A 25,465-nucleotide genomic window follows, 5' to 3' on the forward strand; every position below is an offset into this window, starting at 1 on the left:
TTTTACATAATTCGTTCATAAAACACCCGCTCGCTCACATTCATCCACACACTCACATCTTTTCGAAACTTATCAAATGCCTCATACACTTTTTTGCTGGGCGCATCCTTTTCACAAAGCTCTGCCAAAGCTTCTTTCGTATATCCTTTCAGCGCTTCAAGCACCTCCACTGGAAAAGGGGCCACAGTCACATCGGTTTCATTGATGATCTTTTGAAGGTACTGACCGTTCTTTGCGTCAAACTCCGCCCCCATCCATCGATTGGTTCGGTAGCAAGCCGTTCGAATAATTTCCTGCAAGTCCGATGGTAAAGCATCAAACTTCGGCTTGTTGATCATCATTTCTAATGCCGGACCCGGCTCATGCCATCCTGGATAGTAGTAGTATTTGGCCACATTGTAAAAACCCATCAGGTAGTCATGAAATGGGCCAATCCACTCAGTGGCGTCAATCACTCCTCGCTCCAGGTTGGTATAAATCTCACCACCTGAAACCAATACCGGTGTACCCCCAGCCTTTTCCAGCACTTTTGCACCTAGTCCCGGTATTCGCATTTTCAAGCCCTTCAAATCATCGATCGTTTGGATTTCTTTTTTAAACCATCCTGCCATCTGGACGCCCGTATTTCCACACAGTATTGGTTGAATATTAAATGGTGCATAAAGTTCTTCCCATAGTTCCGCCCCTCCCCCGGAGATAATCCATGAGCCCATCTGCTGGGCATTCATCCCGAAAGGCACAGCTGCAAAAAACTGTGCGGCTGGCACCTTGCCTGCCCAATAATACGCAGCACCGTGATTCATTTCTACGGCTCCATTGCTCACCGCATCAAAGCCTTCCAGTGCTGGAATCAGCTCACCCCCACCATATACGGTGATTTCCATTCGTCCTCCGGACATTTGTTTCACCCAATCTGCCAGGAGCTTACAGCCCTCTCCCACCACAGGAAAATTGGGCGGCCAGGTAGTGGTCATCTTCCACCGGTAGGTATTGTTAAAATTGATGTACGGACCCTGACTCTTTTCTTCAGATTTTACACAGGAGGCCAAGGTGGTTACTCCTGCAGCTGCCAGGGCTGACTTGGTTAGGAAGTTGCGACGTTTCATGGCACTAAAGTTAGTACCTACTTTCCAATGGATTGAAAAGCAGATTCCTGACTTAGCAGTTCCTTCTCCATATTCACATATTGAAGCTTCTCCATCTTGCTTACTTCCAGGGAGTAGAAATCAAATTCTTCCACCACCTTGCCCTGTAAGCGGTATACTCCCGACCCCCGAAATGGCCAGGCTGCTGCCGAAGGTTGAAAATGAACCGTATCTATAAACTGACCTTCCCGATCTACAAACGTCCCGAAGTTCATGCGTTTTCCACTCGATGTGCCGGTATTTTTGATCGCCACTAGATAGCCTATCATGGTCACATTTTTACCAAGGAAATCGGGTAGCTGACAGGAAAGAATCCCACGCTCATCTGCCTCCAGTAAATCAAACGGACTGCAAAGAGGGAATCCCAACAAATCCATTTCATCAAAGGCATTTTCTCTCGGATCCTGGCGGAGACTTGGGAGTTTCCAGGATTTCATGGGCGTATGAAATAGCTGATTCTTCTCCCGAGACACCCCTGATCCCAAAATGAAATGCACCTGCCACAGTATCTCCTTTTTAGAAAGCCCACAAAACCGAAGTGCTCCAATTCTTACCAGCAGCTTAATCTGCTCCAATGAGATTTTCACCCGCTCAATAAAGTCATCCAGATCCAGGTATTGACCATTGACTTCTCGCTCGACCAATATCTGTTCAATCGCTTCCGTATTCAGTCCTTTCACCATGCCCATTCCCAGGTAAATTGTCTTGCCCAGAATGACCGTCAGCCCCTCGCTATGATTCACGCAGGGAGCTTCAATTTCAGCCCCTTGCATCCGTGCCTCATGTACATAAAACTCCACTCGATAAAAGCCTCCTCCATTGTTGATCACCGCCACCATATACTCCAGCGGATAATAGGTCTTCAAAAACAAAGCCTGGTAGCTCTCTACAGCATAGGATGCTGAGTGTCCCTTGGCAAATGCATACCCGGCAAAGCTCTCAATCTGTCGCCAAACATCAGCTGCCAACTCATATGGATGCCCCAGGTCCCTGCAGTTTTCAAAGTACTTATCACGAGCCTTCTGAAATTCGTCCCTCGATCGGTACTTACCCGACATTCCTCTACGCAGAACGTCAGCCTCAGCAAGGGTGAGTTTAGCAAAATAGTGAGCCACCTTGATTACATCCTCCTGATACACCATCACCCCATAAGTATCAGGCATGATCTCTTTCAACACGGGGTGCGCCTCCTCCCTCCGCTCAGGATAGCGATAGCGCAGAATATACTCCCGCATCATCCCAGACTTAGCCACACCCGGGCGGATGATTGAGCTGGCTGCCACCAACCCCATGTACTCCTGCACCTGTAGCTTTTTCAGCAGCATCCGCATCGCAGGTGACTCAATATAAAAACAGCCTATGGCGTCTGCATGCATCAATCGATCCTTGATAACCGGATCATGTTTGAATCGCTTAAAATCATGAATATCAATCGGAGGAGCATCAGGACAATTTTTGGCAATCACGTCTAGTGAATCTTTGATCTTTCCTAGCCCCCGCTGACTCAGAATGTCAAATTTGTACAGTCCCACATCCTCCGCAATGATCATATCAAAATGGGTGAGTGGGTACCCCTTTGGTGGAAGACTGGTGGCGGTAAAGTAATGGATGGGCTTATCGGAAATGAGGATACCCCCCGCGTGGATGCTTAGATGGCTAGGGAAGTCTTTCAGTCGTACACTGTATCGGTGTATCAATCGGCCAATGTGGTCGAGCTTGGATTGATCCTCTTCTGCAGCAATTTTTTCAATCTCATAGCCCGGAAGGCCAAACACTTTCCCTAACTCCCGCATCACCGCCCGGTGCTGAAAAGTACTATAGGTTGCAAGCAATGCCACCTTCTGCCCATCATCAGATCGTCCAAATCGTTCAAAAATATAACGGGTGATATCGTCCCGGTCCTTCCAGGAAAAGTCTATGTCAAAGTCCGGTGGATTCTGACGAAACAGATTAATGAACCGCTCAAAGTAAAGATCCAGATCCACCGGATCTACATCTGTAATTCTAAGCAGATATGCTACGATGCTGTTGGCCCCACTGCCCCGGCCTACATAATAGTAGCCCTTCTTTCGGGCATAATTCAATATGTCCCAGTTCACCAGAAAATAGGAAATAAAACCTTTCGTTTTGATTAGATCCAGCTCCTTTTCTAGCCGCTCGCGAATTTCAGGCTTGGGGCTTTCTCCATATCGGTAGGGCAGCCCTTTCTCGCACAAGTCCACCAACATTTCCCAGTCTTCTTTATCCGAACCTGTATAGGTTTTTATGTTTTGGTGTTTTTCAAAATTCCCAAACTCAAAATCGATTTCACACCGATCAAGCAGACGCTTGGTGTTCACGATAATTTCAGGGTAATCTCGATAATACTCCAGCAATTTCCCCAGCGGGCACATCACATCTTCGGGGTGTCCTTCTTCCGATTTCTGGAGCTTACTGAGTAAGGTATTCTGATCCATCGCACGGAGCAACCGATGCATATTGAAGCTGATCTTTTCATCCCGAAAAGAAACCGTTTGCAAAACCACCAGCTTATCGAGCTGCTTACTCCATTTTGTCATGGAAAACTTGATCATATCACGGGGACGCACACCCAAATATTCATACGGCTTTAGCTCCCAATCAAAATCAAATCGAAAAGGGTAAATGACAAATGCGTGTTCAAACTCAGGTGCCCGATCAGGGAAGTTCTTCTCTTCATGCAGATGTTCAGATAAATACTCATTCAGCTCTCGAAACCCCTCATTGCTTCGGGCAATGCCAACAAATTTCTGTTCATTTCCATTTCGGAAATCGATCCCCAAAATCGGCTTGATCTCTTCTTTCTTTGCTAGTCGTACAAAATTGAGACTCCCAGCTGTGGAGTTGATATCTGTCAACACAAATTCACTGATCCCGAAGGATTTGGCCTGTGCAAGCAAATCTTCCACGGAGAGCGTGCCGTATTTAAAACTGTAGTATGAGTGCGTGTTGAGGTACATGGATTACTCATTTTGGCTGGTTTCCCCCTCTGGAGGCGGTAAGGGGGAGGAAATACTCCTTTTCCTGTTCCGTGGTTTGGGAAGCGGAATATTATTATGAAACATAATTTGCCTTGCCTCATTTTCAATAGCTTGAGCTACACTATTAATTTGAGTTAAAACTGCTTCATCAGAGAATCTAAGTACTTTAAACCCAGCCTGTTCCAACCGATCCTGTTTCTTATGATCTCTTTTCACAACTTCTTCGTAGCTATGCGTAATTCCATCAACTTCAATAATGAGCATCAAATCCTTACACATGAAATCAGCGATGTAATCCAGCACAGGTCTTTGCCGTCGAAAAGTGAACCCCATTACACCCCCGGCTCTAAGGACATATTTCCAAAGACAAGCCTCTGCTTTAGTCATTTCCTTTCTTAACCTATTGGCATTTGTCTTTAAAGCTTTGTTGTATCCGTAGTTGTTTTGGTTAGATGACTTCATTACTTATTCATTAGTTCATTAAATCCACCCCCTACCCCCGCCAGCGGGGGATATTCAGCCCGCTTTCTTCGAAATCCTCAAGTCGCCTTTGAACGGATTAAATGTCCGCAATGCTTTCACGTTCACCGTCTTAGCGCGCACCACTGAGCGGTCTCCGTGTTTCATTCGCATGCGATCAACCGCCTGATAGAGATTGATGATCTCTCCTGTGTCTTCAAATAAGTTGATTTGATAATTTCCATGCACCAGGCTGCTGAAGCGAACACCCACCAATCGAACCCTCAGGCGTCTATCATAAAGCTTATCAAACAGCTCCAAAATTTTCGGAATAAGGATATGATCTGCAGAGGTATACGGTATCCTTATCTGCTGACTGTAGGTATTAAAGTCTGCGTACCTGATCTTGATGGCCACACATGAAGAGAGTTTATTTTCGGATCGAAGCTGAAATGCGAGATGCTCCGTCATAGCCAAAATAATCTCCCTTAGCTTGACAACATCCGTCGTATCCTGATCAAAGGTACGCTCAGTGGAAATCGACTTCCGATCCGAATAAGGAATCACCGGTGAGTTGTCAATCCCGTTGGCTTTTTCCCACATCGCTATGCCATTTTTCCCAAAAATCTGTGCCAGCAAATCACGTGGCATCTCCTGAAGGGTCCGTACCAATCGCACACCCAGACCAATCAACGTTTGGTGGGTTTTATCCCCAATCATTGGAATTTTGTTGACAGGTAGTGGCGCCAGAAAATTTCGCTCCCTGCCGGTCTCGATCCATAGCTTGTTATTGGGTTTAGCCTCTCCGGTGGCTACTTTAGAAACCGTCTTATTGATCGAAAGACCAAAAGAAATCGGAAGCCTCGTTTCCTTGATCACTTTTTCCCTAAGTTCACTGGCCATTTTGTAGCATCCAAAAAACCGATCCATCCCCGACAGATCGGCATAAAATTCATCGATGGAGGTCTTTTCAAAAACGGGAACATTTTCACTAATGATCTCGGTGACATCATTGGAAAACTTGGTGTAATCCGTATGACTCCCTTTGATCACAATCGCTTCCGGACAGAGCTGCATGGCCAACTTCATCGGCATGGCCGAATGAATGCCGAACTTACGCGCCTCATAGCTACAGGCCGCCACCACGCCACGGTCACTCGACCCCCCGATAAGAATAGGTTTTTTCTCCAGTCGACTGTCCCTCAACCGCTCCACAGACACGAAAAACGTGTCCAAATCCATGTGAAGAATAGACCGCTCCATACCTTAAAATTAACTACTTATTTTAGTAATACTAAAAATATTAGTAATTATTGATGGTCTTTTTCTAATAGATTTTTATTGGATAAAATGGGATCAGCTTTTCACCTCTTCCCTGCCATCAGCATGGAGGGCAAAGCGACCTTTGTCTCTAGGATGCACAAATTCGTTTTTTGGCCAGGGCCAGCCACCAAACTGCGTTCGCTGATACTCGCGGATGGTATCATAAATTTCCTCCTGAGAGTTCATCACAAACGGTCCTTGCTGCACTACCGGCTCACCGATTGGTTTGCCTTGAAGTAAGAGCAGATGTGCCTCCTCACTCCCATTTTTCAGTACAACTTTTTGCTCGGCATGAAGGTCAGCTCCCTGCTGCTCAGTCAAGGTTTGTCCATCCACTTCCAACGTATCTCCTTTGTAGAAATAGATCGATCGGTTCACTGCCTCATCAGCAGTTGGAAGTTCTAGTTGCCCGTTTGATTTGATTTTGATCAGCCAAACCGCTACCCCATTTTCAGGGTCTGATGCCCAGGAATCAGGCGTAGTATCGAGTGATTTTGTTTCATTGAAGTCTCCGGCAACAATCGTGACATGAGCATCGTCGGTTTTGTGAATAGGGATATCTTCTGCCCACAGCATTTTGTAGTGTGGCTCTACGAACTTGCTTTTTCGAGGGAGGTTTAGCCAGATCTGAAAAAGCAAAAGCGGATTGTCTTTGTCTGCATTCACCAATGGGAACATTTCCGAATGCAGCACCCCTTTCCCGGCCGTCATCCACTGCACATCTCCCTGACCAAACCTTCCGGTGGCTCCCATGCTATCCGAATGATCCACCAAACCTTCCGGAACTACCGTGATCGTTTCAAAACCACGATGCGGGTGCTGTGGGAAGCCGGGCACCTTGCTACCATGATACATTCGCCAGCCATCTTTGATGGTAAAATCCTGCCCGATCATTCTCCCTTTAAGATGTTCAGGATCGGGTCCCAGCTCATCATTTCCTTTTGGAAAAAGATCTCGGTGATACACACAAAAAAGAAACGGATCTTGTGTCTCCCATGGAAACCCGAGCGGCTTGATTTGCTTGATTGCTGACATTGTATTCAATTTTTAAGATAAACTATTAACCATCGAGTAGAGTTCAAACTTCCAAAGCAGCTTGGTCATTCTGAATTTATTTCAGAATCTAATAAGAGCAGTTCAGGATGACTAAAAACATGCTGAGAGCTTTCTTACCTTTACTGCATGAAGCGAATCGCCATTTTCTGCGGATCAAAAATGGGTAATGATCCTGCCTACAAACAAGCAGCCAAAGAACTTACCGAAGTATTGGTAAAGAAAGGAATTGAGGTTGTATATGGTGGAGGAGATGTAGGACTGATGGGTGTGGTAGCAGAAACCGTATTGGAGAATAATGGCATCATTACCGGAGTGATCCCAGACAAGCTCTATGAAATGGAGGTAGCCCACACAGGCATCACTAAACTGTATCGGGTCAAAGACATGCACGAACGAAAAGCTTTGATGGCTGATCTCTCTGATGGGTTTATTGCCTTACCGGGAGGGGTAGGCACCCTGGAAGAAATGACTGAAGTGATGACCTGGGCACAGATTGGCTATCATAATAAACCCTGCGCATTCCTCAATACCAATGGCTACTACAACCATTTCATCGCCTTCTTCGACCACATGGAAGAGCAAGGGTTTCTGTATAAATCACTTCATGATCAGGCAATTGTGGAGAAAGAGCCCATTAAACTTATTTCACGACTTTTTGAGAATTAAATCTCAAGCCACTCCTTAATCCTTTCTTTATTCTCTTCAAACAGCTGCTGGCCAAATGCCTTTAGCTTGCCCATGTTTTCCTGTGTAGCACAATCCATATCGGGATCAATGTTTGTGGTTTTCAGGTCACCATCAATTCGAAGGTACTGATCAGGATTATCTATGGTGCCGTAGATTTTATTAAGTTGGTAGTGGGCAACCTCCGAAGCTCCGGACATCATGATGTCAATCACGGGTTGTACCCACTCTGCCATTCCCCACTTCTTCGCTTTTTTATACGGATATGACTTTCTGGTATATCCTGTTCCAATAGATAAAATTTTCATATCCTTGGCTGTGGCTTCTTCTCCCTCAATTTCAAAGATATTTCTACCCTCAGCATAGGCAACAAGCGCCGGGTTGTTTACGAAAACTCCTCCATCGATCAGGGTAAAGGCTCCCCCTTTTTCAGACATGATCTGCTCGCACTCAAAATAGGTTGGTGCAGCGGAAGTGGCACGGGCCACATCTTTCACTTTGAAATTGTAGTCAGGGTCATTCTTCGCCTTGTGCTGACCAAAGAAATGTCCCTTTCGGTTGATAATATCGTAAGACGTGACGATGCAAGGCTTGAGCAGGTCTTTAAGCCATGCATCTCCAAAGTACTCTTGCAGGGCCTCTTCAATTCCATCTGCCGGATACTTCTCATCAAGGATGCCTCCAGCCGTACGGATTTTATGAAAAAATGGCACATCAAAAATGGCATCTCCTTTTTTAAAGTAGAGACCTACTACTTCTTCCGCTTTAAATTTTGGAGTATGAGGTTGATTAGGATTTTCAAGGAGAAAGGCGCAAGCCAGAATGCCTCCTGTACTTGTTCCTGCCACCAGATCAAAATCGGCAGCTACTTCTACACCAAACTCCTTTTCTATTTCTACTAAAATCTGACCGGGGATAATTCCCCTGATACCTCCCCCATCAATGGAAAGGATTTTTTTTAATTCTGCCATTTTAGTTTTTATTCACTTTTACTTTCTTGAATCCAAAGAAAGCCAAAAGCAGAGCTAAAGCAACAAAAGCTAGTCGGGATAATTTTCTCATAACTGTAGTGTTTTTATTCAGGTATAAAGTTCGCTAGTTATATCACTGATTATCAATACCCTAATTATGGTAATCTTTCAGAAAACGTGACAATTCACCGAACTATTTGCGGATTATATCGAAAGCTAAAAGTTCCGTTCAAGAAAATGATAGGCATTGTCAAAGCAAATGCCTCTAACAGCTTTTTCCACATCATTGTCATCAGCAAGGTGATATTTCGCCCCATCGATTTCCTTGAGGGTGTGAACCTTTTCATACAGGTCTTTCTCAAAATCATCAAACAAAAGAGAGTTCCCATAATCCTGGGTCGGATCAATGTATCCCTCGAAATCTGTACCCAACGTGAAGTAGCTCCAGCATTTCGATTTTTGTTCATTATTCAATTCACCATTCTCTAAAATCGCATCAACCATCGCTTTCAAATTTTTCCAGATTAGATCAATGCTCTTCACCTTATCTTTCTTATCTCCGAGAATTCGCTGATCAAAGCAAATCCCAACCAAACCTCCGGTTTTAGCTGCCCACATCACATCTTCACCGCATGCGTTGATGTTCCATGGATAGAATCCATCATTAAGCTCGTGATCATTTTCCTGGCCTGCATAGGCAATCGCTTCGTCCAGCGTTTGCCATCCGCTATATCCTACATGGCTCAAAATCACCGGAATGGTGTCTTCTTTACCCAAACATGGAGCAACTACTTTCTCATAATACCATTGTCGAGACAAGGCAGACGTATGCTTCAAATCAACGAGTATTCGCCGACCTAGCGATGGATCCTGATTCAGGTTTTCATTTAATCCAAGAAGTAGTTTAATCGCTTTTTCCCCTTCTGGGAGCATTCCGCCATTCATCCCGTCGGTCTGATCTGATAAGATTCTAAGGGCGTCTGGGAAGCTATGCGCATGCCCACCCAAAAAATTATTAAAGTGATGAGCAAACGTCATGAAAAACACTGGCACTGGCCACTGCTTGATTTCCATAATCCGATCTTCAACTTTATCCAGACTTACATCAGTGCCCAATGCATGCATGCCTTCAATGGTAAGCACCATCGCAATCTGATCATTGTCCAGTGTAGATTTTACTTCGCTATGATCCTTACAGACGATATACCTGCCCGTTGCGTCGAGGGATTCGGGATATTTCTTTCTCAGCTTGCTGGGACTTTTAAACAACCGCTTAATCCCTGGAATGTAAATTTCATTGCGCGTATCATGTCCGCTCTTGCTGAGCAGAAAATCCCTCTCCAAAACCAACTCTTCATAGTAGTCGTAATCGCTGGAAATGAAATGCTTAATTCTTCGTATAGGCATCCGCATCAAAAGCGACTGTAAAAATGCCCGTGCTATTTTTAGAATGGTGGGTGCGCCGGTTGCAAAAGCAAAAATGGCCTGAAACCACTTGAGTGGATTTAAGAGTCCCAACCCCGAAGTTGCCAGCACGTCCAGAATTCTGATTAGCTTACTCTGATCGATCTCTCCACCCTTGTAGAAACCTTTTTCAAAAGGGTAGAGTGAAGCGAAGACCAGCTTGGCTTCACCATTCCACAGCTTCACAGGATCACACTGTGAATAGCTAAAGGCTCGCTTACCTTTTTCCTGTTTTTTAAAATTGCTGAGAACAATATTCCATGGGTGATATTTATCAGCTCTCTGTTCATTTTTGGTGTGGCGCATCCAGTGGAAGGCACGTGAATGAGGGTGACAATGCAGGTCTGCATATTTTTTCTTCATAGCATGGGTGTCGGGTGAATATTAAAGTTCCACATTATTCAACCCAATGCCAATACCATAAATTGGGTATGTTGTCTACCCAAAAAGTTTCTTTGATTTCTTATCGACCATGTATCCAAAAATGATCATCACGGGAGGGTAAAGCATGTAGATGAAGCCTGCAGTTCCGAAATTCAGCCCTCCATGACCAAAGGGGTGAAAGAATGCAATAATGGTTGATAAGAAAGGAATTGAGCTCATGAGAAGATTCTGAACCAGGCTTACTTTGGTTTGAAAAGTTTCATATTCATTCAACTCCAGCTCTTTTCTTTTCTTATAAGCATGCCTGTACAGCCAGGTCATTGCAAGAAAAATCAAGGTTGCGCCAGCACCATAGGCAGTCATGAGCAAGGTCATATTCTCACTATTTATCTCTCCGCCAAAGCCATCCATAAAGTTATCAGGCTTTCCAAAAATCAACCCGGAGTAGAGTTCCACAAGGAATCGAGCGAGAAACTTCAGTGGATAAATGTAGATAAGCACTAAAAAGAGAAGAAAGGTATTTACGGTGACGGTCTTTATGTTTTGAAGACCGTATCGAAGAAAAAACTGGTAATGTTGATACCAGATTACCACGATGAGCACAATACAAATAAAGGAAGGAATGATATCATGAATTGACTTCCTCAACTCCATGAATGTCTCGGGGACGGATGATGACAATACAACTAATGTGAACGCTACCGCAAAAACAGCGTCGCTGAAGGTTTCAATACGCGTTTGGTTGAGTCCACGATACCTGAAGTTTGAATCGAGACCTACAAGTTGATCTTTCAAATTCCTCATAAACGTCTGATTAGGTACTCAATGATAACCATTCACGTACAATATTTTCCCTTGAAAGAAAATAAAAAGGCCAAAGGAGTGGCGGGCGTTTTTAATTATTTGGAAACCAACTCTCAACATACATGAACTACAACAGAAAATTTTTTGGAATGCTAGTCCTCTCATTCGTGAGTTTTGTAGGGTTAGCTCAGCTAAGCACACCTCCAGGTGGAGGTAGTCAGCGATCATATGTGAAACAGCACATCGGTGGTGTGGGTAAGGTTGCTATAGAATACAGCAGCCCTGGAGCCAGAGGAAGAACCATCTATGGCGGTGTAGTGCCCTATGGATTTAATAACCTTGGATTTGGGCTGAGTACAGCAGAAAACCCATCGCCCTGGCGAGCTGGAGCGGATCAAAATACCACTTTCTATTTTTCACATGATGTAAAAATTGAAGGCCAGGATTTACCAGCCGGTAAATATGGATTCTTTGTGGCTCCCGCTGAAGATGGCCCATGGACGGTCATTTTCTCAAAGGACAACAATCACTGGGGAAGCTTTTTCTATAAACCGGAAAATGATGCCCTAAGGGTAGAGGTGGAAGCTGAAGATGCAGAAGCTCGTGAATGGCTCACTTATGACTTTGTTGATCGTCAAAATACCTCGACTACCGTAGCTCTAATCTGGGGTGACAAAAAACTTCCAATCAAGATCGAGCTTGCAGATCCCGTGGGTGCTCATATGGAAGCACTTACTGCAGAACTAAACAATCAGGCCGGGTTTACATTCCAAAATTATGCAGCAGCAGCCATGTATGCCTCCGGAGTAGGTGAGCATGATCAGGCTATTCAGTGGGCTGATGCTGCAATAAACGCCCCATTTTTCGGTCAGAAAAACTGGGCTACTATGTCTACCAAAGGAGCTGTCTTGACAGCAGCAGGAAAGACAGATGAAGCTTCGGTCGTAATGGATGAAGCTATAAAACTGCCAGGAGCTACCGCTGGTGCTATCCACCAATATGGAAGACAATTGATTGGAGCAGGTCAAAAAGAAAAAGCGCTGGAAATCTTCAAGTACAATCACAAACAAAACAAAGGTGCCTGGCCCACCAACTACGGACTAGCCAGAGGCTACTCAGCAGTGGGTAACTACAAGCAAGCATTAAAATATTTGGAGCTGGCTAAGGCTAATCTCCCTGCTGGAGATACTGTGAATGGGCCTATCATAGATCAGAATATTGAAAAGCTGAAGAACAATCAGGACATCAACTAATTTCACTACCAACATAACCGGAAAGCTCACCCTATGGTGGGCTTTCTTTTTTACACTGAAAAACTCGACAGGACTAAGACTCGTACAATGAATTCTCACTTAAAATATTTATCCATGCGACGTACAATTTCAATTTTAGCACTTGGGCTCTTTACGTTCAGCACTTTAGCGAAAGATCCCGGTATGAAAAAAGGCACCCCGGACATTATTTCCATTTCAGTTTTGGAGTTTAATGATGATGGCATCCTTTTCATTGGTGACTCGAAGGGAGGGTCAATCTATGCAGTAGACCTCAATGACAAAAAGAACAGCTCAAATCAAGAGGCTCTGAACATTGAAGACCTGGAAGGTAAGCTTGCTGGCATGCTGGGCACCACAGCAGATAATATCATGATCCATGATATGGCCGTCAACCCTATTTCGCAGAATGTGTACCTGAGTGTATCCAGAGGGCGAGCCAAGTGGACTTCCCGATGGGAAACGCCAAACGATCTGGAGGATGCAAGTATACTAATTAGAATCACCCCTTCCGGTGACATGTCAGAGGCTAGCCTAGAAAATGTAGATTATTCGAGTGCAGCCATCCCCAATCCTGTCGCCTCAGATATCGAGCACCGATGGAAAAAGGGTGCAAAGCTCCGCTCAGATGCAATCACTGATATCGCTTTTGATGGCGACAAGGTGTATATCGCTGGATTATCGAATGAAGAGTTTAGGTCAGCAATGTGGACAGTACCCTATCCTTTCACCAGTGATGTAAAAGCCAATACTTTGGAAATATTTCATGGAGCACATGGAAAATGGGAAACCGCCTCACCTGTGAGAGCATTTTTGCCCTATCAGCTAAACAACCAAAAGCAACTTCTCGCCGCATATTTATGTACTCCGCTTGTCACAATTGATGCTACCAAACTGGAGGACGGCCAACATGTAAAGGGGCGCACCGTAGCTGAATTTGGGTCGGGGAACTTCCCCATCGATATGGTACTGTATCAAAACAAGGGAAAAGATTATATTCTGATGTCGAACAGTGCCTTGCCTTTATTACTGTTTGATCCGACTGATGTAGCAAACTACAAGGGTGAAATCACAGAAGAAGTGCAAGGATACCTATCGGGAGTAAAGTACACTCCCAGATCAGGAAATGGTGTTCAGCAACTCGCAGATTTCAATGAAAAATATATTCTGTCCACCCAAAGACTGCCAAACGGCAAGCTTGCATTAACTTCACTATCTAAAGAGTGGCTTTATCCATGATCAAAATAGTATCTAAAATTATCAAGGGAGGCACTTTAGGCCTCCTTTTCTTTTTGTTTTCATTCGCAGTAAGCGCACAGAGTTACTTCACTGCTAAAACATTACCAACATCTGATCGGTACGGAACCATCACCACCCGACTGGTGCCAGAAGAAATAGTGAAGCTTATCAACAGCAAGAACTTCACTTTTCAGGAATGGTCTTCCTTCTTTTACATCAAGACCAGTCCAAATGCTCCAGCGGTATTGGGTGAATACAGCATCGAGAACAATCACCTTTCTTTCACACCTAAGTTTCTGCCGGATCCCAAAATCAACTATTTGGTCACTTTTTCATATCCTCAACTTGCTCTTTTGCTTTCAGATCCTATTGAAGATCAAAATGTATACAGTGATGTGGCCTCATTTGAGCCGCCAGAAACGACACAACCCGAAGTGATTTCCTTCACGCCGGATTTGGAAGAAGTTCCTGCCAATCTCCTACGGTTTTACGTCCATTTCTCCTCTCCAATGGGGCTTGAAAATCCGTACGACTTCATCACCATAGAGAATGAAAATGGCCAACCACTTGTGGATCCATTTGTGATTATACCAGAAGGATTGTGGAATATCAATCACACCCGACTAACCCTGCTGCTACATCCTGGTAGAGTAAAGCAAGGTGTAGGGCCAAATGTGACTCAGGGAGATGTGCTGCTAGCCGGAAATAGCTATACATTAAGAATAAGCAATGCTTGGAAAGGCGCTAGTGGGGAGCCTTTAAAGCAAAGTTTTTCTCAAACAATAAAGGCATCAAACCCTCTTAGGGGTGCGATGAACATCAATAGTTGGGCACTAAAAGCGGAAATGAACAACAACATTGGCGTTCTGACCGTGGTAACCGATCATCCGCTAGATCAGCCTCTGGCTCAGCGAATGCTTTTTCTTCGTAATCCTGGTAGACAGATATTGCCAACACAGGTTAAGTTTAATAACCCCGAGCAACTCCAGATTTTTTGGCGTGCCGAAGGATCCAGTCAGTTGGAGCTTCTAATTGACCCAAGACTTGAGGATGTCTGTGGCAATACTCCACACTATGCGTTTGATCTTGAGGGGACCGAGCGCTCACCCTCCAAAGAAGAGCTAAAAATTTCATTTAGCGTTAATTAGGCACAAAAAAAGGGAGCACCTTCGTACTCCCATAGCCGATCCCAATGTGCTGGTTGGATCGAACTTTCGATCCGACAAGTGTCGAATCTAATCACCGCCTAATTTACTCGCCTGTAAATGTAGATAGTAAATATACTAATTTGATTTTAATAATTAACGTAAATATCAAGGATTTTTCTATTGGTGATGTTTGTTACCCACTTGTCAGATTTGAGTGATTTTCATGCGTTAATTTGCCATTGATATGGTCAAGCCACTGGTATATATCCTGCTTTTTTCTCAACTCCTCGTTTTTGGAACGCTGGATCGTATCCAAAAAGCCATGGAAAAAAAGGAATATGAAAAGGTACTAGAACTGATCAGTAAAGGCTATGAAAAGGAACCTAAAAACCCCGGCATAAGCTACTACCACGCACTTCTTTTTTTTGAGAGAGATTTTGTAAAGTACAACATTGATACTGCCAGAGTAGCGATTGTTCGGGCTAAGCGTTTGTTCGATCAAGCTTCTCCTGAATTAAAACAGGAGGTCATTGACGATGGAATCACTCTGGAAATGGTCAACAACCTTCTGGAGCGAATCAGGGATCGTGCATTTCAAAATACGCTAAATGATTTGTCCGTAAATGCCATTAGCACCTTTCAGAAGAAATTTCCCAATTCCATCTATGCAGATTTACTTACCTATAAGTCTGATAGTATCGAGTTCAGAATTGCGAAAAATTCTAATTCGCAAAGTCAATTGGTACAATTTATTGAAAGCCATCCAACTTCGATCTTTAAACCCAAAGCAGATTCGATCCTGGATGACATGCGGGTCTCAGAGCTGGTGATGAAAGGTGCACTCAAAGATTATTATTCGTTTCTTGAAAGGTATCCGTATACGCGTCAGCGGAAGGCAATAGAAGGCTACATTCTGAAAGTTTCTACCGCCTCGCACCAGGAAGAAAGATTTAGAGATTTTATTTCATTCTCTTCCTCCAAATCCCTAAAAAAGAAAGCAGCGGATCTCCTCTACTACCTGACCCTAGACAAGAACAACATTCAACACCCGTTCGCAGATTCACTCCAAAAGGTTATTTACTCCTCAAAAAATCGGATTTACCCGGTAATGCAACAAGGGCTAATTGGTTTCTATGACCAAAACGGCAAGCAACAAATCAATAATTTGTACACGGACATTCAAGATCCTACCAAATGCCAACTCATCACTGACGATTGGGTTTTTGTAGGTAGTGGTGATGCCGGACTAATTGTTTCTAAAAGCGGACAGGTTATCCTAAAAGATGTTGATGACTACAGAAGCATAAATAAAGATGCAGGCCTTGTGATGCAGCAGGGCAAATGGTACCTATATCATAAAAGTGGGTTCAAAATTCTGAATCAACCTGTGCTGGATGCCTCCATTTTGGCAAATAAATGGATAAAGGTGAAGCAGGGCGACAAATGGGGACTATTTACCTATCTGGGTCTGCCGATAGCACAAAGCATTTATGATGATATTTATAAAACGGAATCATTTTGGGTATTTGAAAAGAATGGACTGCTTGCCGTTTATACCGAACCATTGATCCTAAAAGAAATTGAGGAGAAAGGACTGTCACTCGAATTCAAGTTTGATGATATTGAGTTGGTCAACAAAAATGCACTCATTGGCTTTAGAGATAGCCGCGAATGCCTGCTCGATTCCACACTCAACTTCCTGATCCCCTGGGGAAATTATGAGATTAATCCCGAAGCGTCGGGCTGGTATCTAAAGTCTGATCAAGGATATCGACTGTACAACAAGTCGGAAGCAGAAGTTATGGACAGACATTACCCCTACCTTGAATCGAACGAAGGGTGGCTGGCTCTAAAAACAGAGAAAGATTGGATGCTGATACCTCGAAATAAAGATCTGCAACCCTCCCGTGAGTATGATTCAATCAAGCTCGTGAATGCCTACTCGGCTATCCTTATCAAAGAAGGCTCAAGCAAGTTGCTATTTTCATCTGGAGAGGCCATACCTGTAGATGGAAAGCAGGTTCGCACCTTTCAAAATCATCCTCAATTCATAAGTATATCCGATGGGTCGAAGACCACACTCTACGATGAAAACGGCTCTCAACTTCTAGCCGGAACATTTGAAAACACAGTTTTCCTAAATGACTCACTTGTGAGGGTGCAAATTCGTGGAAAACAAGGCCTGATTCATGTAAATGGAGACTGGGTATTAAATCCTGTCTTTGATACAATCGATGAAAAAAATGGCCTAGTACTTACGCTGATCAAGGGAAAAATTGGCTGCTACGATCCGCTGATCAATGAGCTCATTGCCACAGAATATGAGGCTAGAGTAGAAAGGTTAGGTAATTACTATCTCGCTAAGAAAGATGGAAAGTATGGAGTGATAGACCATGCGAAATCTCAGAAACTATCCTTTTCCTACGATCAGATACAACCCTGGAACGACACCACCTATCTCGTAAAAAAGAACCATATGTTTCATATTGTCGACCTCAACGAAGAACCTGCTGCCGAGCCTGTTGAGAGCATGAAGTTGCTCATCAAAAATGATGTTCAGTCGATCTATCGCTATGTGAAAAATGGGAAGTATGGATTGCTCAGCAATACGTATGGAGAACTGCTGAAATCTGAGTTTACCGATATTTTCAACATTGGCACAACTGAAGATCCTCTGTTCTTTGCAGATCAACATCTGGATAAAGCTGGCTTTCACGTGGTAAGCTACATCAATCAGAAAGGGGAGTTGATTTTATCAAAGGCTTATACTCTGGACGAGTTTGATAAAATTCTATGTGACAATTAGGTGATTGTATACATCCATCACCTGCTTAATCACAGATTTTGTTCCGTCATTTTCGATGATGAAATCTGCCAAAGGAATTTTCTCCTCATCTTTCATCTGCTTTTGGATGATGTCTCTTACATCTTCATTCGTTCGATGGGCATCTCGTTTGGTCACACGCTCAATTCTCACCTCCTCTTGAGCGGTAACGAGAATTGTTTTATAAAGAGATTTGTATGATCCGGTTTCAAACAACAAAGCAGCCTCCTTAAGAAGAAGCTTAGCGTTCTGATTTTTGCTTGCCCACTCCTCTACATCTCGAGCCACGGCTGGGTGCACTATGTTGTTTAATTTTTCTAAAATCGAGCTATCCTTGAAAGCCTGACTTGCGATGTGTTTACGATCCAGCTTGTCGTTTTGGTAAGCTTTTTCTCCAAACAATTCTTTAACACCTATTATCAGTTTAGAATCATTTTCCATCAGCCATTTTGCTCGGTCATCCGAATAGTACGTAATGGCACCAAGTGTTTCAAACACTTTACAGATGGTGGTTTTGCCTGAGCCAATCCCGCCAGTAATTCCCACTATTGGTGGCTTATTTTTCATAAGTGATGGAAAGAGAATCCGGCATTGTTTCTACCTCTATCACATTTTCCGGATGGAAAAGAACAATGGCCGGTGCGGTTGAATCTGCCTTGTTGATCAAGTTGTAATCCACCACCACTTTAAAGTCGCTTGCAAAATAATCTTCACGTAGCTGCTGCTGCACCACGAAGCGAACAATGATGTTTGGATCCGTGACATAAACGGATGAATCTCCAGGGAAATTCTGCATCTCCACCTTTGCTGCTAATTCCAGTTTGTCAAATTGATCTACCAGGAATTTAACATTTACTGTAGGTGGATCTGATTGTATTCCAATGTTTTCAGGGAAGCCAAGTTTTATAAACCTGTCAAATGTTTTATCAATGCCTTCAGCATCCAGCTTTATGAAATAATCCCCCTTCAACGTATCAATGAAACTGGTGGGGCCGGAGATGATGGCTGTATCAGGTGAAAGGACAATAGGCGATACGATCCGATAATCTTCGTCCATACTGATTTTGGATGAGTCAATTTTTAAATTCACACGCTTAGAGATCCTTTGATCTATGTTGATAAAAAGGGTATCGGTGAAAAGGAAGTTAATACGGTACTCATCCAGCTGATCGGTTATGATCGGCATAATGGTAGGTCTGGTCAGGTATCGAATAGCAGCAGGGTTGTCCAATTCTATAACGATGGGATTGCTTCCAAACCAAAAGGACTCTCGGAACAAATCCCAGCCTCCACCTGAAACATCAATATCTACGTACTCTGGTAGTGGCTTGACCACAATTAGGCTGTCCCGATCAAAAACAAATTCAATGGGATACTTGATGCGCGAGTTGTAATCTTTCCCCAAGGCGCTAAAAAACCAAAAGGTAGTGGCTCCCAAAAATGAGAGCACCACTACCTTCCAGTTTCCTAAAATCTTGGGTATACCCATCTGATATTATTTTTTGTCTTTCTTCTCGTCTTTTGTATTCAAGCGCTTGCTTGCCTCCAGAGAGATCGAAGATTTTTCAATCAACAATTTAGTACCTCTATCTACATCCAGTAGCACAGTCGTGTCAGATACCTCTACTATTTTTCCATGGATACCACCTACGGTCACGGCCATGTCTCCTTTCTTGATTTCCTCAAGGTATTTTTTCGTTTCCTTCTGCTTGCGCTGCTGTGGACGAATAAAGAAGAAATAAAAAATAGCAATCATACCAATAATTGGCAAAAAAGAGGTGAAGTCACTGCCTCCTCCTGCTTGTAATAAAACTGTGTTCATTTTCTGTTATTTGAAATAAAAAATCCCGGCGTAATGCCGGGACAATGTTAATAAAATTTGATGTGGTAAGCGGGCTTATTCTCCCTCCTTCACCACATTTGCTTTGATTCTTACTCGCTGAGTAGTAGGCCATGTATTTGCTGTAAGTGTTACAGTTTTGTTCTGAACACCTGGCTTGTTCTTACTGTTAAATCTTACTTTGATTTCACCAGTCTCACCCACCGCGATTGGTTGCTTAGGCCACTCAGGCACAGTACATCCACAAGTTGCCTTTGCGTCAGAAATGATCAATGGAGCTTCACCATCATTTACGAATGTAAATACGTGCTCTACTACATCTCCATCCTTGATCGTTCCAAAATCATGAAGCTCTTCTGAGAACTTGATTGTTGGAAGTGGTCCATCCGGCTTCTCAGCAGGGGTTGTAGCTGCTGGCGTTGGATTGTTTACAGCGATAGGATTTGCAGTAGGGTTCGCTTTCGCTACTCCTCCTTTGCCTTCAAGTGCTGCTACTCTGCCTTCAAGCTTAGTAATTCTTGACTCTAACTCACTATTGCCACAGCTGGAAAGTACTGCTGCCACAATTACTCCTAAAAAGATTTTTGCTATTTTCATTTGTCTAGTTGTTTTTAATGTCTTTTGAAGAATTTGTCCGAGAAGACTCATTCATCATTTACATTTTACCAGTTGAATTACAAATCTACAAAAGATATGGTTTCAAAAGTCTTAATGAAATGTTAACGGGGTGGACTTTAGTCCTTCTTGATTTGGTTTATCAGCCCATTTACGTCATCCAATAATCGCTCAGCTTTATCCTTTGCGTCCTTCACAATTTTCTCTCCCTGATTCTTTGCGTCATTATTGAATACGGCTTTTCCATCAGCAACGTCATCTACAAAGCCTTCCAGTTGCTTTTTCAGCTTATCCAGTTGATAAGTGAGTTTGTCTCTGGTGTTGGTGCCCTTATCCGGTGCATAGAGGATACCCAGCACACCACCTGTGACTACTCCTAAAAGAAATGCGAAAAAAGAACCGCCTGATCTGCTCATGATTACTGTGTTTATTTATTATCGATAAGGCCTCTACCGCTCTTACGAATTTTACCACTCGAAGTTAGTTCGTTTGAGAGTACATCCAAAACGCCATTTACAAATTGTTTACTTTTTGGAGTGCTGTACATTTTTGAGATTTCAATAGCCTCATTTATGGTCACCTTCACCGGAATACTTGGGGAATTCATCATCTCCACTAAAGCAATTTTAAGAATAACACGATCCGTAAGTGCAATCCGGTCCACATCCCAATTCAGGGTTTTGCTCTGGATTATCTCCTCCAAAAATTCATTTTGATTGATTGAATCCATGAAGAGTCGCTCCAAAAACTTGAAATCATCTTCACCATTTTTGGTAAGCTCAGCCAGCTCAAACTCCTCACCGTCCTGAATAGCCTTGATGGTTTTCACCACCATGCTTTTGATGATGGGCTGATTTTCAGACCACTGCAGATGGTTGCTCTCCAAATAAGATGTAATCGCATCATTCTTAAAGACAACACGCTTAAACAGCTCCAAAACAATGTCATTTTCAGGTGCGTCTTTGGGCTTAGTACCACCAAAGAAATGACTCAATGATTCAGCCGTTCGAATCTGCTCACGATACCAGCTTTTAATTTCCTGATGCTCATTGTCCCAGCTGATCCCAGATCTGGCAGCTTCTTTTTGAAGAAGCTCGGACTCCTTGAGTTTTGCCACAAGTTCGTTACCAATGAAAGGATATACCTTCTTCTCCTTGGCTATGTAAGCTTTATCCTCTTTTTCCTTGTCCAGCTTTTCTCGCTGCTCAATTTCGATAGGAAGAAGTAACAACTTGATATAGGTGTCTTGCAGGCGTTCAGCTTCCTTCATCATCTCATTTTTACGAACCCTGGCTTCTTTGTGCACCAGGCTTTCGTATTCGGAAAGCGCATTGTTTACATTCTGCACCACCTCTTCTTCTACGCCATCAGCCTTCTCTACCTTCCCCTTCAGCAAATTTTCATTGAAGAGTTTCACTGCCTGCTTTTTCCTAGCTTCAAAGAGAGCCTTATCAGCAAAGTCATGCTTTGCAGGATCCAGTGCGTGCATTTCTTCCAACTCATTTCTTTTCACCTCTTTCATGGACTCTACCGCAGTGTAGTGTCCATACAAAGCCTGCATTGCTTTTACCCTAAGTATCCTTCTATTTAGCATGTTTTTTGGCGTTTCGCCTTACTTCTTCCTTATTTCAAATATTTGCAGTCGTCCTCTTTCGGATGCTGAAGTTCTCGGATTATAATTTATTCTCCAAGTTTTACTTTTCCCACCTTGTCTATTCGCTGAAGCGCAAGTTCCAATGCTGCCTCATGAGAACCAATTTTGTTTTCCTCAGCGTGATTAAGCACGTCTAAGCACACATCATAGATGTGCTCTGTCGAGGCGATCACTCTGTCTTTATTGTAATTGCCCAGGTACTCATGATAAACATTGGCGATTCCTCCCGAGTTGATCAAGAAATCAGGGCAGTAAACGATACCATGATCATTCAGCATAGCACTGTGCTTCTGCTCAGTCGCCAGCTGGTTGTTTGCCGCTCCCGCTACCACTGCACATTTCAGTTCAGGAATGGTGTCATCGTTCAGTGTGGCGCCCATGGCACATGGAGCATAGATATCCATTTCCATCTGGAACACCTTATTAGGGTCCACCACAGAAACTTTAGAGTGCTTGTCGGTGATTGCTTTGATTTTGTCCTCAAAAATATCTGCAATGAAAACATTTGCGTTCTCCTCGATCAGGTGATCCACCAAATATTTTCCTACCTGACCAGCACCTTGCACAAGAATGTTTTTCCCTCCGAGTGAGTCAAGACCATACGCCTTTTTTGCTCCGGCTTTCATTCCCATGTATACACCGTAAGCTGTCATTGGGCTAGGATCGCCTGAGCCACCCATGTATTCCGGCTTACCTACTACATATGGAGTCTCCATGCTCATGTACTCGATATCACGCATGGTGATGTTCATGTCCTCAGCAGTATAATATTTTCCGTTCAGGCTATTTACAAACTTTCCGAAGCGTCTCATCAATGCCTCGTTCTTCATCTTTCGTGCGTCACCGATGATCACAGCCTTTCCACCACCAATATTCAATCCTGCCAATGCAGATTTAAAAGTCATTCCTCTGGAAAGTCTCAATACATCATTTAATGCTTCTTCATCAGAGGCATAATTCCACATTCGGGTACCGCCCATTGAGGGGCCAAGAACGGTATTGTGAATTGCGATGATTGCTTTAAGGCCTGTCTCCTCGTCTCTGCAAAATACTACTTGCTCATGCTGGAGGTTAGCCATCTGATCGAACACGCTGTTCGATCTTACTTCGGGTTGTGTGTCTATCATTGTAAATGAACTTTATTCTAATTTTGAACCTTCTTTCCCGAGTGCGGTTGCACTAATGTGAAAAAGGGATGCAAAAATATTCCATTTTAACTAAAACCAATTGGTAATCAAGCCTTTATAAAATTTCGTGAAAGACCTAGGCTACCTCAATAAATACCTGCTCAAGTATAAGTTTCACCTAATATTTGGTGCCTTATTTATCATTATTGCAAATTTCTTTGCAATTGTACCTGCTGTAATTGTTCGATATGCTTTCGATATTCTTCAACGTAGCTATGGTATATTTTCGTCTTTCGAGGGTTTTGAGCTTCAGGAAAATACCATTGGAATCATCGGTTCCAGTATTATAATTCTCGCCATATTAATTCTGGCTTCTGCACTTCTGAGAGGTGTATTTCTTTTCTTCATGCGTCAGACCATCATTGTGATGTCCCGTCACATTGAGTATGATTTGAAAAACGAAATTTATGAGCATTATCAAACGCTTCCGCTGAGCTTTTACCGAAGGAATAATACAGGGGATTTGATGGCTCGTATCTCGGAGGATGTGAGCAAAGTGCGGATGTATATTGGCCCGGCTATCATGTACGGCATCAATCTTTTCACACTCTTTTTGATGGTGATTCCTTATATGATTTCCATTAATCCTACACTCACATTTTATTCCCTTTTGCCTCTGCCAGTTCTTTCGCTCAGCATCTATTTTGTAAGCAACATCATCAACAAACGATCTACAGAAATACAGGAAAGCTTGTCAGGATTATCAACTTACGTTCAGGAGGCATTCTCGGGTATTCGGGTTATTAAAGCTTTTGTAAGAGAAGAAGAAGTGGCTAAAAACTTTGAAACTGAAAGTGTTGAGTACCGGGACAGATCACTGAAGCTGGCGTTTGTGCAGGCGCTTTTTATGCCTTTGATAATGGCGCTTATAGGTCTAAGCGTGATTTTGACTGTCTGGGTTGGTTCCATTCAGGTTTTCAATGGAGAGGTGAGCACGGGCAACATTGCCGAGTTTATCATCTACGTGAATATGCTGACATGGCCTGTGACAGCCCTTGGCTGGATTACCTCCATTATTCAGCGAGCAGCAGCATCTCAAAAAAGGATCAATGAATTTTTGGACACCAAAACAGACATTGTTTCTGAGAAGAACATCGAGCGTGAAATAGACGGACATATCATTTTCGATGACGTAAGTTTTACCTATCCCGACTCTGGCATTCAGGCATTAAAAAATGTCTCGTTTGATGTGAGGCCCGGTGAATCAATCGCCATTGTGGGCACGACCGGATCCGGAAAAAGTACAATAGCCAACATGGTCTGTCGTCTTTATGATATTGATAGCGGTCAGCTACTGGTAGATAATGTTGGAGTGAAAGAATACAACATTTCGTCACTCAGAAGCCAGATCGGGTATGTACCACAGGATGTCTTCCTTTTCTCAGACACGATCGAGAACAACATTGCTTTTGGGAATCGTGCAATGAGCAAAGAAGAAATTGAAAAGGCTGCTGAGGATGCCGACCTCCTCAACAATATCAGAGACTTTAAAAATGGTTTTCAAACACGCCTGGGTGAGCGAGGGATCACCCTTTCAGGTGGCCAGAAACAGCGAGTTTCTATTGCGCGAGCCATTGCAAGAGAGCCTAAAATTCTCATCATGGATGATGCCCTCTCGGCTGTAGACACGAAAACTGAAAATGCAATCCTAAATGCCATGCAGCGAATCATGCAGGGCAGAACTTCCATCATTATTTCACACAGAGTATCTTCTGCCAAACTGGCCGATAAGGTGGTAATGCTGGACGATGGAAAAGTGGTGGAGCAGGGCACTCATGATGAATTGCTCCGAAAAGGTGGAGCATATAAAGAGCTGCACGACAAGCAGCTTGCCGGCGAGGAAGTGGCTTAACTATCTGGCCCAGCGTTCCGTGCTTCTGGACTGATCAGCATAATACAAGTCGAACGTGAAAGGCTGTAAAACCACTCCTTCCTCTATCGCTTTAATTTCCATCAACTGATCGACCTCTTCTCTGGATGCCCCAACCAACCAGTGTCGCGTAAGAAATACTTTGAAAACCTTGCTCGTCTTAAACTCTTTGTACGAGTAGCCTGCCGGCACACGGAGTACATCCTTTATTTCGTCAGTATAGGCGCCAATAAAATAATGGGCAGTATCACTTTCTTCCTCCTGATCATAAAAAACAATGGCAACCTGCCCCTTCAGTCTTCCGGAATCAATTTGAGCCTTGGTCTCATGGTATCGCTTCTTCAAAAGTTCGTAATCATGTTTCTCCCAATACTCCTTCCCGATCACCGTCCGCTCTTTGCCTTCCATTACATACACTTCCACCGGCTCAAAACCGCCCAACGTGTAGTAAGTGCTCCACGAAATGATGATCAGGCAAATGATGATGATGGATGAATAGATTAGCTTGGCTCGCTTCATGAGGTCAAA

General features: G+C 43.5%; 22 protein-coding genes. 6 read left to right on the forward strand and 16 right to left on the reverse strand.

Annotated elements, in window-relative coordinates; all coding sequences use genetic code 11:
* Nucleotides 1-2: 2 nt before the first annotated feature.
* The 5 genes from ACEQZT_RS15150 to ACEQZT_RS15170 all read right to left on the reverse strand — a co-directional run bounded on the left by ACEQZT_RS15150 (nt 3) and on the right by ACEQZT_RS15170 (nt 6,961).
* Nucleotides 3-1,106 carry a TRAP transporter substrate-binding protein gene (locus ACEQZT_RS15150; RefSeq protein WP_370090300.1) on the reverse strand — a complete coding sequence of 368 codons (1,104 nt, stop codon included), beginning with the start codon at nt 1,104-1,106 and terminating at the stop codon, nt 3-5.
* A 17-nt stretch (nt 1,107-1,123) separates the two neighbouring features.
* Nucleotides 1,124-4,123: a DNA polymerase III subunit alpha gene (locus ACEQZT_RS15155; RefSeq protein WP_370090301.1), complete on the reverse strand. Its 3,000-nt coding sequence runs from the start codon at nt 4,121-4,123 to the stop codon at nt 1,124-1,126.
* A 3-nt stretch (nt 4,124-4,126) separates the two neighbouring features.
* A complete protein-coding gene (locus ACEQZT_RS15160) occupies nt 4,127-4,606 on the reverse strand; it encodes an endonuclease domain-containing protein (protein WP_370090302.1) in 480 nt (159 codons plus the stop codon).
* Between the two features lie 54 nt (nt 4,607-4,660).
* Nucleotides 4,661-5,866 (reverse strand): DNA polymerase IV, encoded by a 1,206-nt coding sequence (gene dinB / locus ACEQZT_RS15165; RefSeq protein ID WP_370090303.1) that lies wholly within the window; start codon nt 5,864-5,866, stop codon nt 4,661-4,663.
* 93 nt (nt 5,867-5,959) lie between these two features.
* Complete coding sequence (locus ACEQZT_RS15170) at nt 5,960-6,961, reverse strand: pirin family protein (protein ID WP_370090304.1); 1,002 nt, start codon at nt 6,959-6,961, stop codon at nt 5,960-5,962.
* 147 nt (nt 6,962-7,108) lie between these two features.
* On the opposite strand from ACEQZT_RS15170, the gene ACEQZT_RS15175 reads away from it, so the two are divergent.
* Nucleotides 7,109-7,648 carry a TIGR00730 family Rossman fold protein gene (locus tag ACEQZT_RS15175; RefSeq protein WP_370090305.1) on the forward strand — a complete coding sequence of 180 codons (540 nt, stop codon included), beginning with the start codon at nt 7,109-7,111 and terminating at the stop codon, nt 7,646-7,648.
* On the opposite strand, the gene ACEQZT_RS15180 is transcribed toward ACEQZT_RS15175, so the two are convergent.
* From ACEQZT_RS15180 to ACEQZT_RS15190, 3 genes are all read right to left on the reverse strand, one after another.
* Nucleotides 7,645-8,637 carry a CBASS cGAMP-activated phospholipase gene (locus ACEQZT_RS15180; protein WP_370090306.1) on the reverse strand — a complete coding sequence of 331 codons (993 nt, stop codon included), beginning with the start codon at nt 8,635-8,637 and terminating at the stop codon, nt 7,645-7,647. The two genes, ACEQZT_RS15175 and ACEQZT_RS15180, sit on opposite strands and share 4 nt — an antisense overlap.
* A gap of 216 nt (nt 8,638-8,853) precedes the next feature.
* Complete coding sequence (locus tag ACEQZT_RS15185; protein WP_370090307.1) at nt 8,854-10,464, reverse strand: hypothetical protein; 1,611 nt, start codon at nt 10,462-10,464, stop codon at nt 8,854-8,856.
* A 75-nt stretch (nt 10,465-10,539) separates the two neighbouring features.
* Nucleotides 10,540-11,289 (reverse strand): TMEM175 family protein, encoded by a 750-nt coding sequence (locus ACEQZT_RS15190; RefSeq protein ID WP_370090308.1) that lies wholly within the window; start codon nt 11,287-11,289, stop codon nt 10,540-10,542.
* A 122-nt stretch (nt 11,290-11,411) separates the two neighbouring features.
* Here ACEQZT_RS15190 and ACEQZT_RS15195 point away from each other — a divergent pair, with 122 nt between their 5' ends.
* The 4 genes from ACEQZT_RS15195 to ACEQZT_RS15210 all read left to right on the forward strand — a co-directional run bounded on the left by ACEQZT_RS15195 (nt 11,412) and on the right by ACEQZT_RS15210 (nt 17,753).
* Nucleotides 11,412-12,542, forward strand: coding sequence for a DUF2911 domain-containing protein (locus tag ACEQZT_RS15195; RefSeq protein ID WP_370090309.1), 1,131 nt, complete (start codon nt 11,412-11,414; stop codon nt 12,540-12,542).
* Between the two features lie 114 nt (nt 12,543-12,656).
* Nucleotides 12,657-13,799, forward strand: coding sequence for a hypothetical protein (locus ACEQZT_RS15200; RefSeq protein WP_370090310.1), 1,143 nt, complete (start codon nt 12,657-12,659; stop codon nt 13,797-13,799).
* Entirely contained in the window at nt 13,796-14,947 is a 1,152-nt protein-coding gene (locus ACEQZT_RS15205) for a hypothetical protein (RefSeq protein ID WP_370090311.1), read from the forward strand. Before ACEQZT_RS15200 ends, ACEQZT_RS15205 begins: the two co-directional genes overlap by 4 nt.
* Before the next feature lie 244 nt (nt 14,948-15,191).
* Nucleotides 15,192-17,753, forward strand: coding sequence for a hypothetical protein (locus tag ACEQZT_RS15210; protein WP_370090312.1), 2,562 nt, complete (start codon nt 15,192-15,194; stop codon nt 17,751-17,753).
* On the opposite strand, the gene coaE is transcribed toward ACEQZT_RS15210, so the two are convergent.
* From coaE to ACEQZT_RS15245, 7 genes are all read right to left on the reverse strand, one after another.
* The gene (coaE, locus tag ACEQZT_RS15215) at nt 17,739-18,338 is read right to left on the reverse strand and encodes a dephospho-CoA kinase (protein WP_370090313.1); all 600 of its coding nucleotides are present in this window, start codon (nt 18,336-18,338) and stop codon (nt 17,739-17,741) included. The genes ACEQZT_RS15210 and coaE overlap by 15 nt on opposite strands.
* On the reverse strand, nt 18,328-19,260 hold the full coding sequence (locus ACEQZT_RS15220) for a hypothetical protein (protein WP_370090314.1): 933 nt from the start codon (nt 19,258-19,260) through the stop codon (nt 18,328-18,330). Before ACEQZT_RS15220 ends, coaE begins: the two co-directional genes overlap by 11 nt.
* A gap of 6 nt (nt 19,261-19,266) precedes the next feature.
* Nucleotides 19,267-19,593, reverse strand: coding sequence for a preprotein translocase subunit YajC (gene yajC, locus ACEQZT_RS15225; protein WP_370090315.1), 327 nt, complete (start codon nt 19,591-19,593; stop codon nt 19,267-19,269).
* Between the two features lie 75 nt (nt 19,594-19,668).
* On the reverse strand, nt 19,669-20,208 hold the full coding sequence (locus ACEQZT_RS15230; RefSeq protein ID WP_370090316.1) for a DUF1573 domain-containing protein: 540 nt from the start codon (nt 20,206-20,208) through the stop codon (nt 19,669-19,671).
* 137 nt (nt 20,209-20,345) lie between these two features.
* Nucleotides 20,346-20,642, reverse strand: a complete 297-nt coding sequence (locus ACEQZT_RS15235; protein ID WP_370090317.1) for a YtxH domain-containing protein — start codon at nt 20,640-20,642, stop codon at nt 20,346-20,348.
* An 11-nt stretch (nt 20,643-20,653) separates the two neighbouring features.
* Nucleotides 20,654-21,820 carry a transcription antitermination factor NusB gene (gene nusB / locus ACEQZT_RS15240; protein WP_370090318.1) on the reverse strand — a complete coding sequence of 389 codons (1,167 nt, stop codon included), beginning with the start codon at nt 21,818-21,820 and terminating at the stop codon, nt 20,654-20,656.
* 86 nt (nt 21,821-21,906) lie between these two features.
* Nucleotides 21,907-23,007, reverse strand: a complete 1,101-nt coding sequence (locus tag ACEQZT_RS15245; protein ID WP_370090319.1) for a Glu/Leu/Phe/Val dehydrogenase — start codon at nt 23,005-23,007, stop codon at nt 21,907-21,909.
* A 127-nt stretch (nt 23,008-23,134) separates the two neighbouring features.
* On the opposite strand from ACEQZT_RS15245, the gene ACEQZT_RS15250 reads away from it, so the two are divergent.
* Nucleotides 23,135-24,919 (forward strand): ABC transporter ATP-binding protein, encoded by a 1,785-nt coding sequence (locus ACEQZT_RS15250; protein ID WP_370090320.1) that lies wholly within the window; start codon nt 23,135-23,137, stop codon nt 24,917-24,919.
* Here the strand turns inward: ACEQZT_RS15250 and ACEQZT_RS15255 are convergent, their stop codons facing one another.
* The gene (locus ACEQZT_RS15255; protein WP_370090321.1) at nt 24,920-25,456 is read right to left on the reverse strand and encodes a hypothetical protein; all 537 of its coding nucleotides are present in this window, start codon (nt 25,454-25,456) and stop codon (nt 24,920-24,922) included. It lies immediately after the preceding gene.
* Nucleotides 25,457-25,465 lie beyond the last annotated feature (9 nt).

The sequence above is a fragment of the Ekhidna sp. genome, from assembly GCF_964218185.1.
Classification (GTDB): Bacteria; Bacteroidota; Bacteroidia; order Cytophagales; family Cyclobacteriaceae; genus Ekhidna.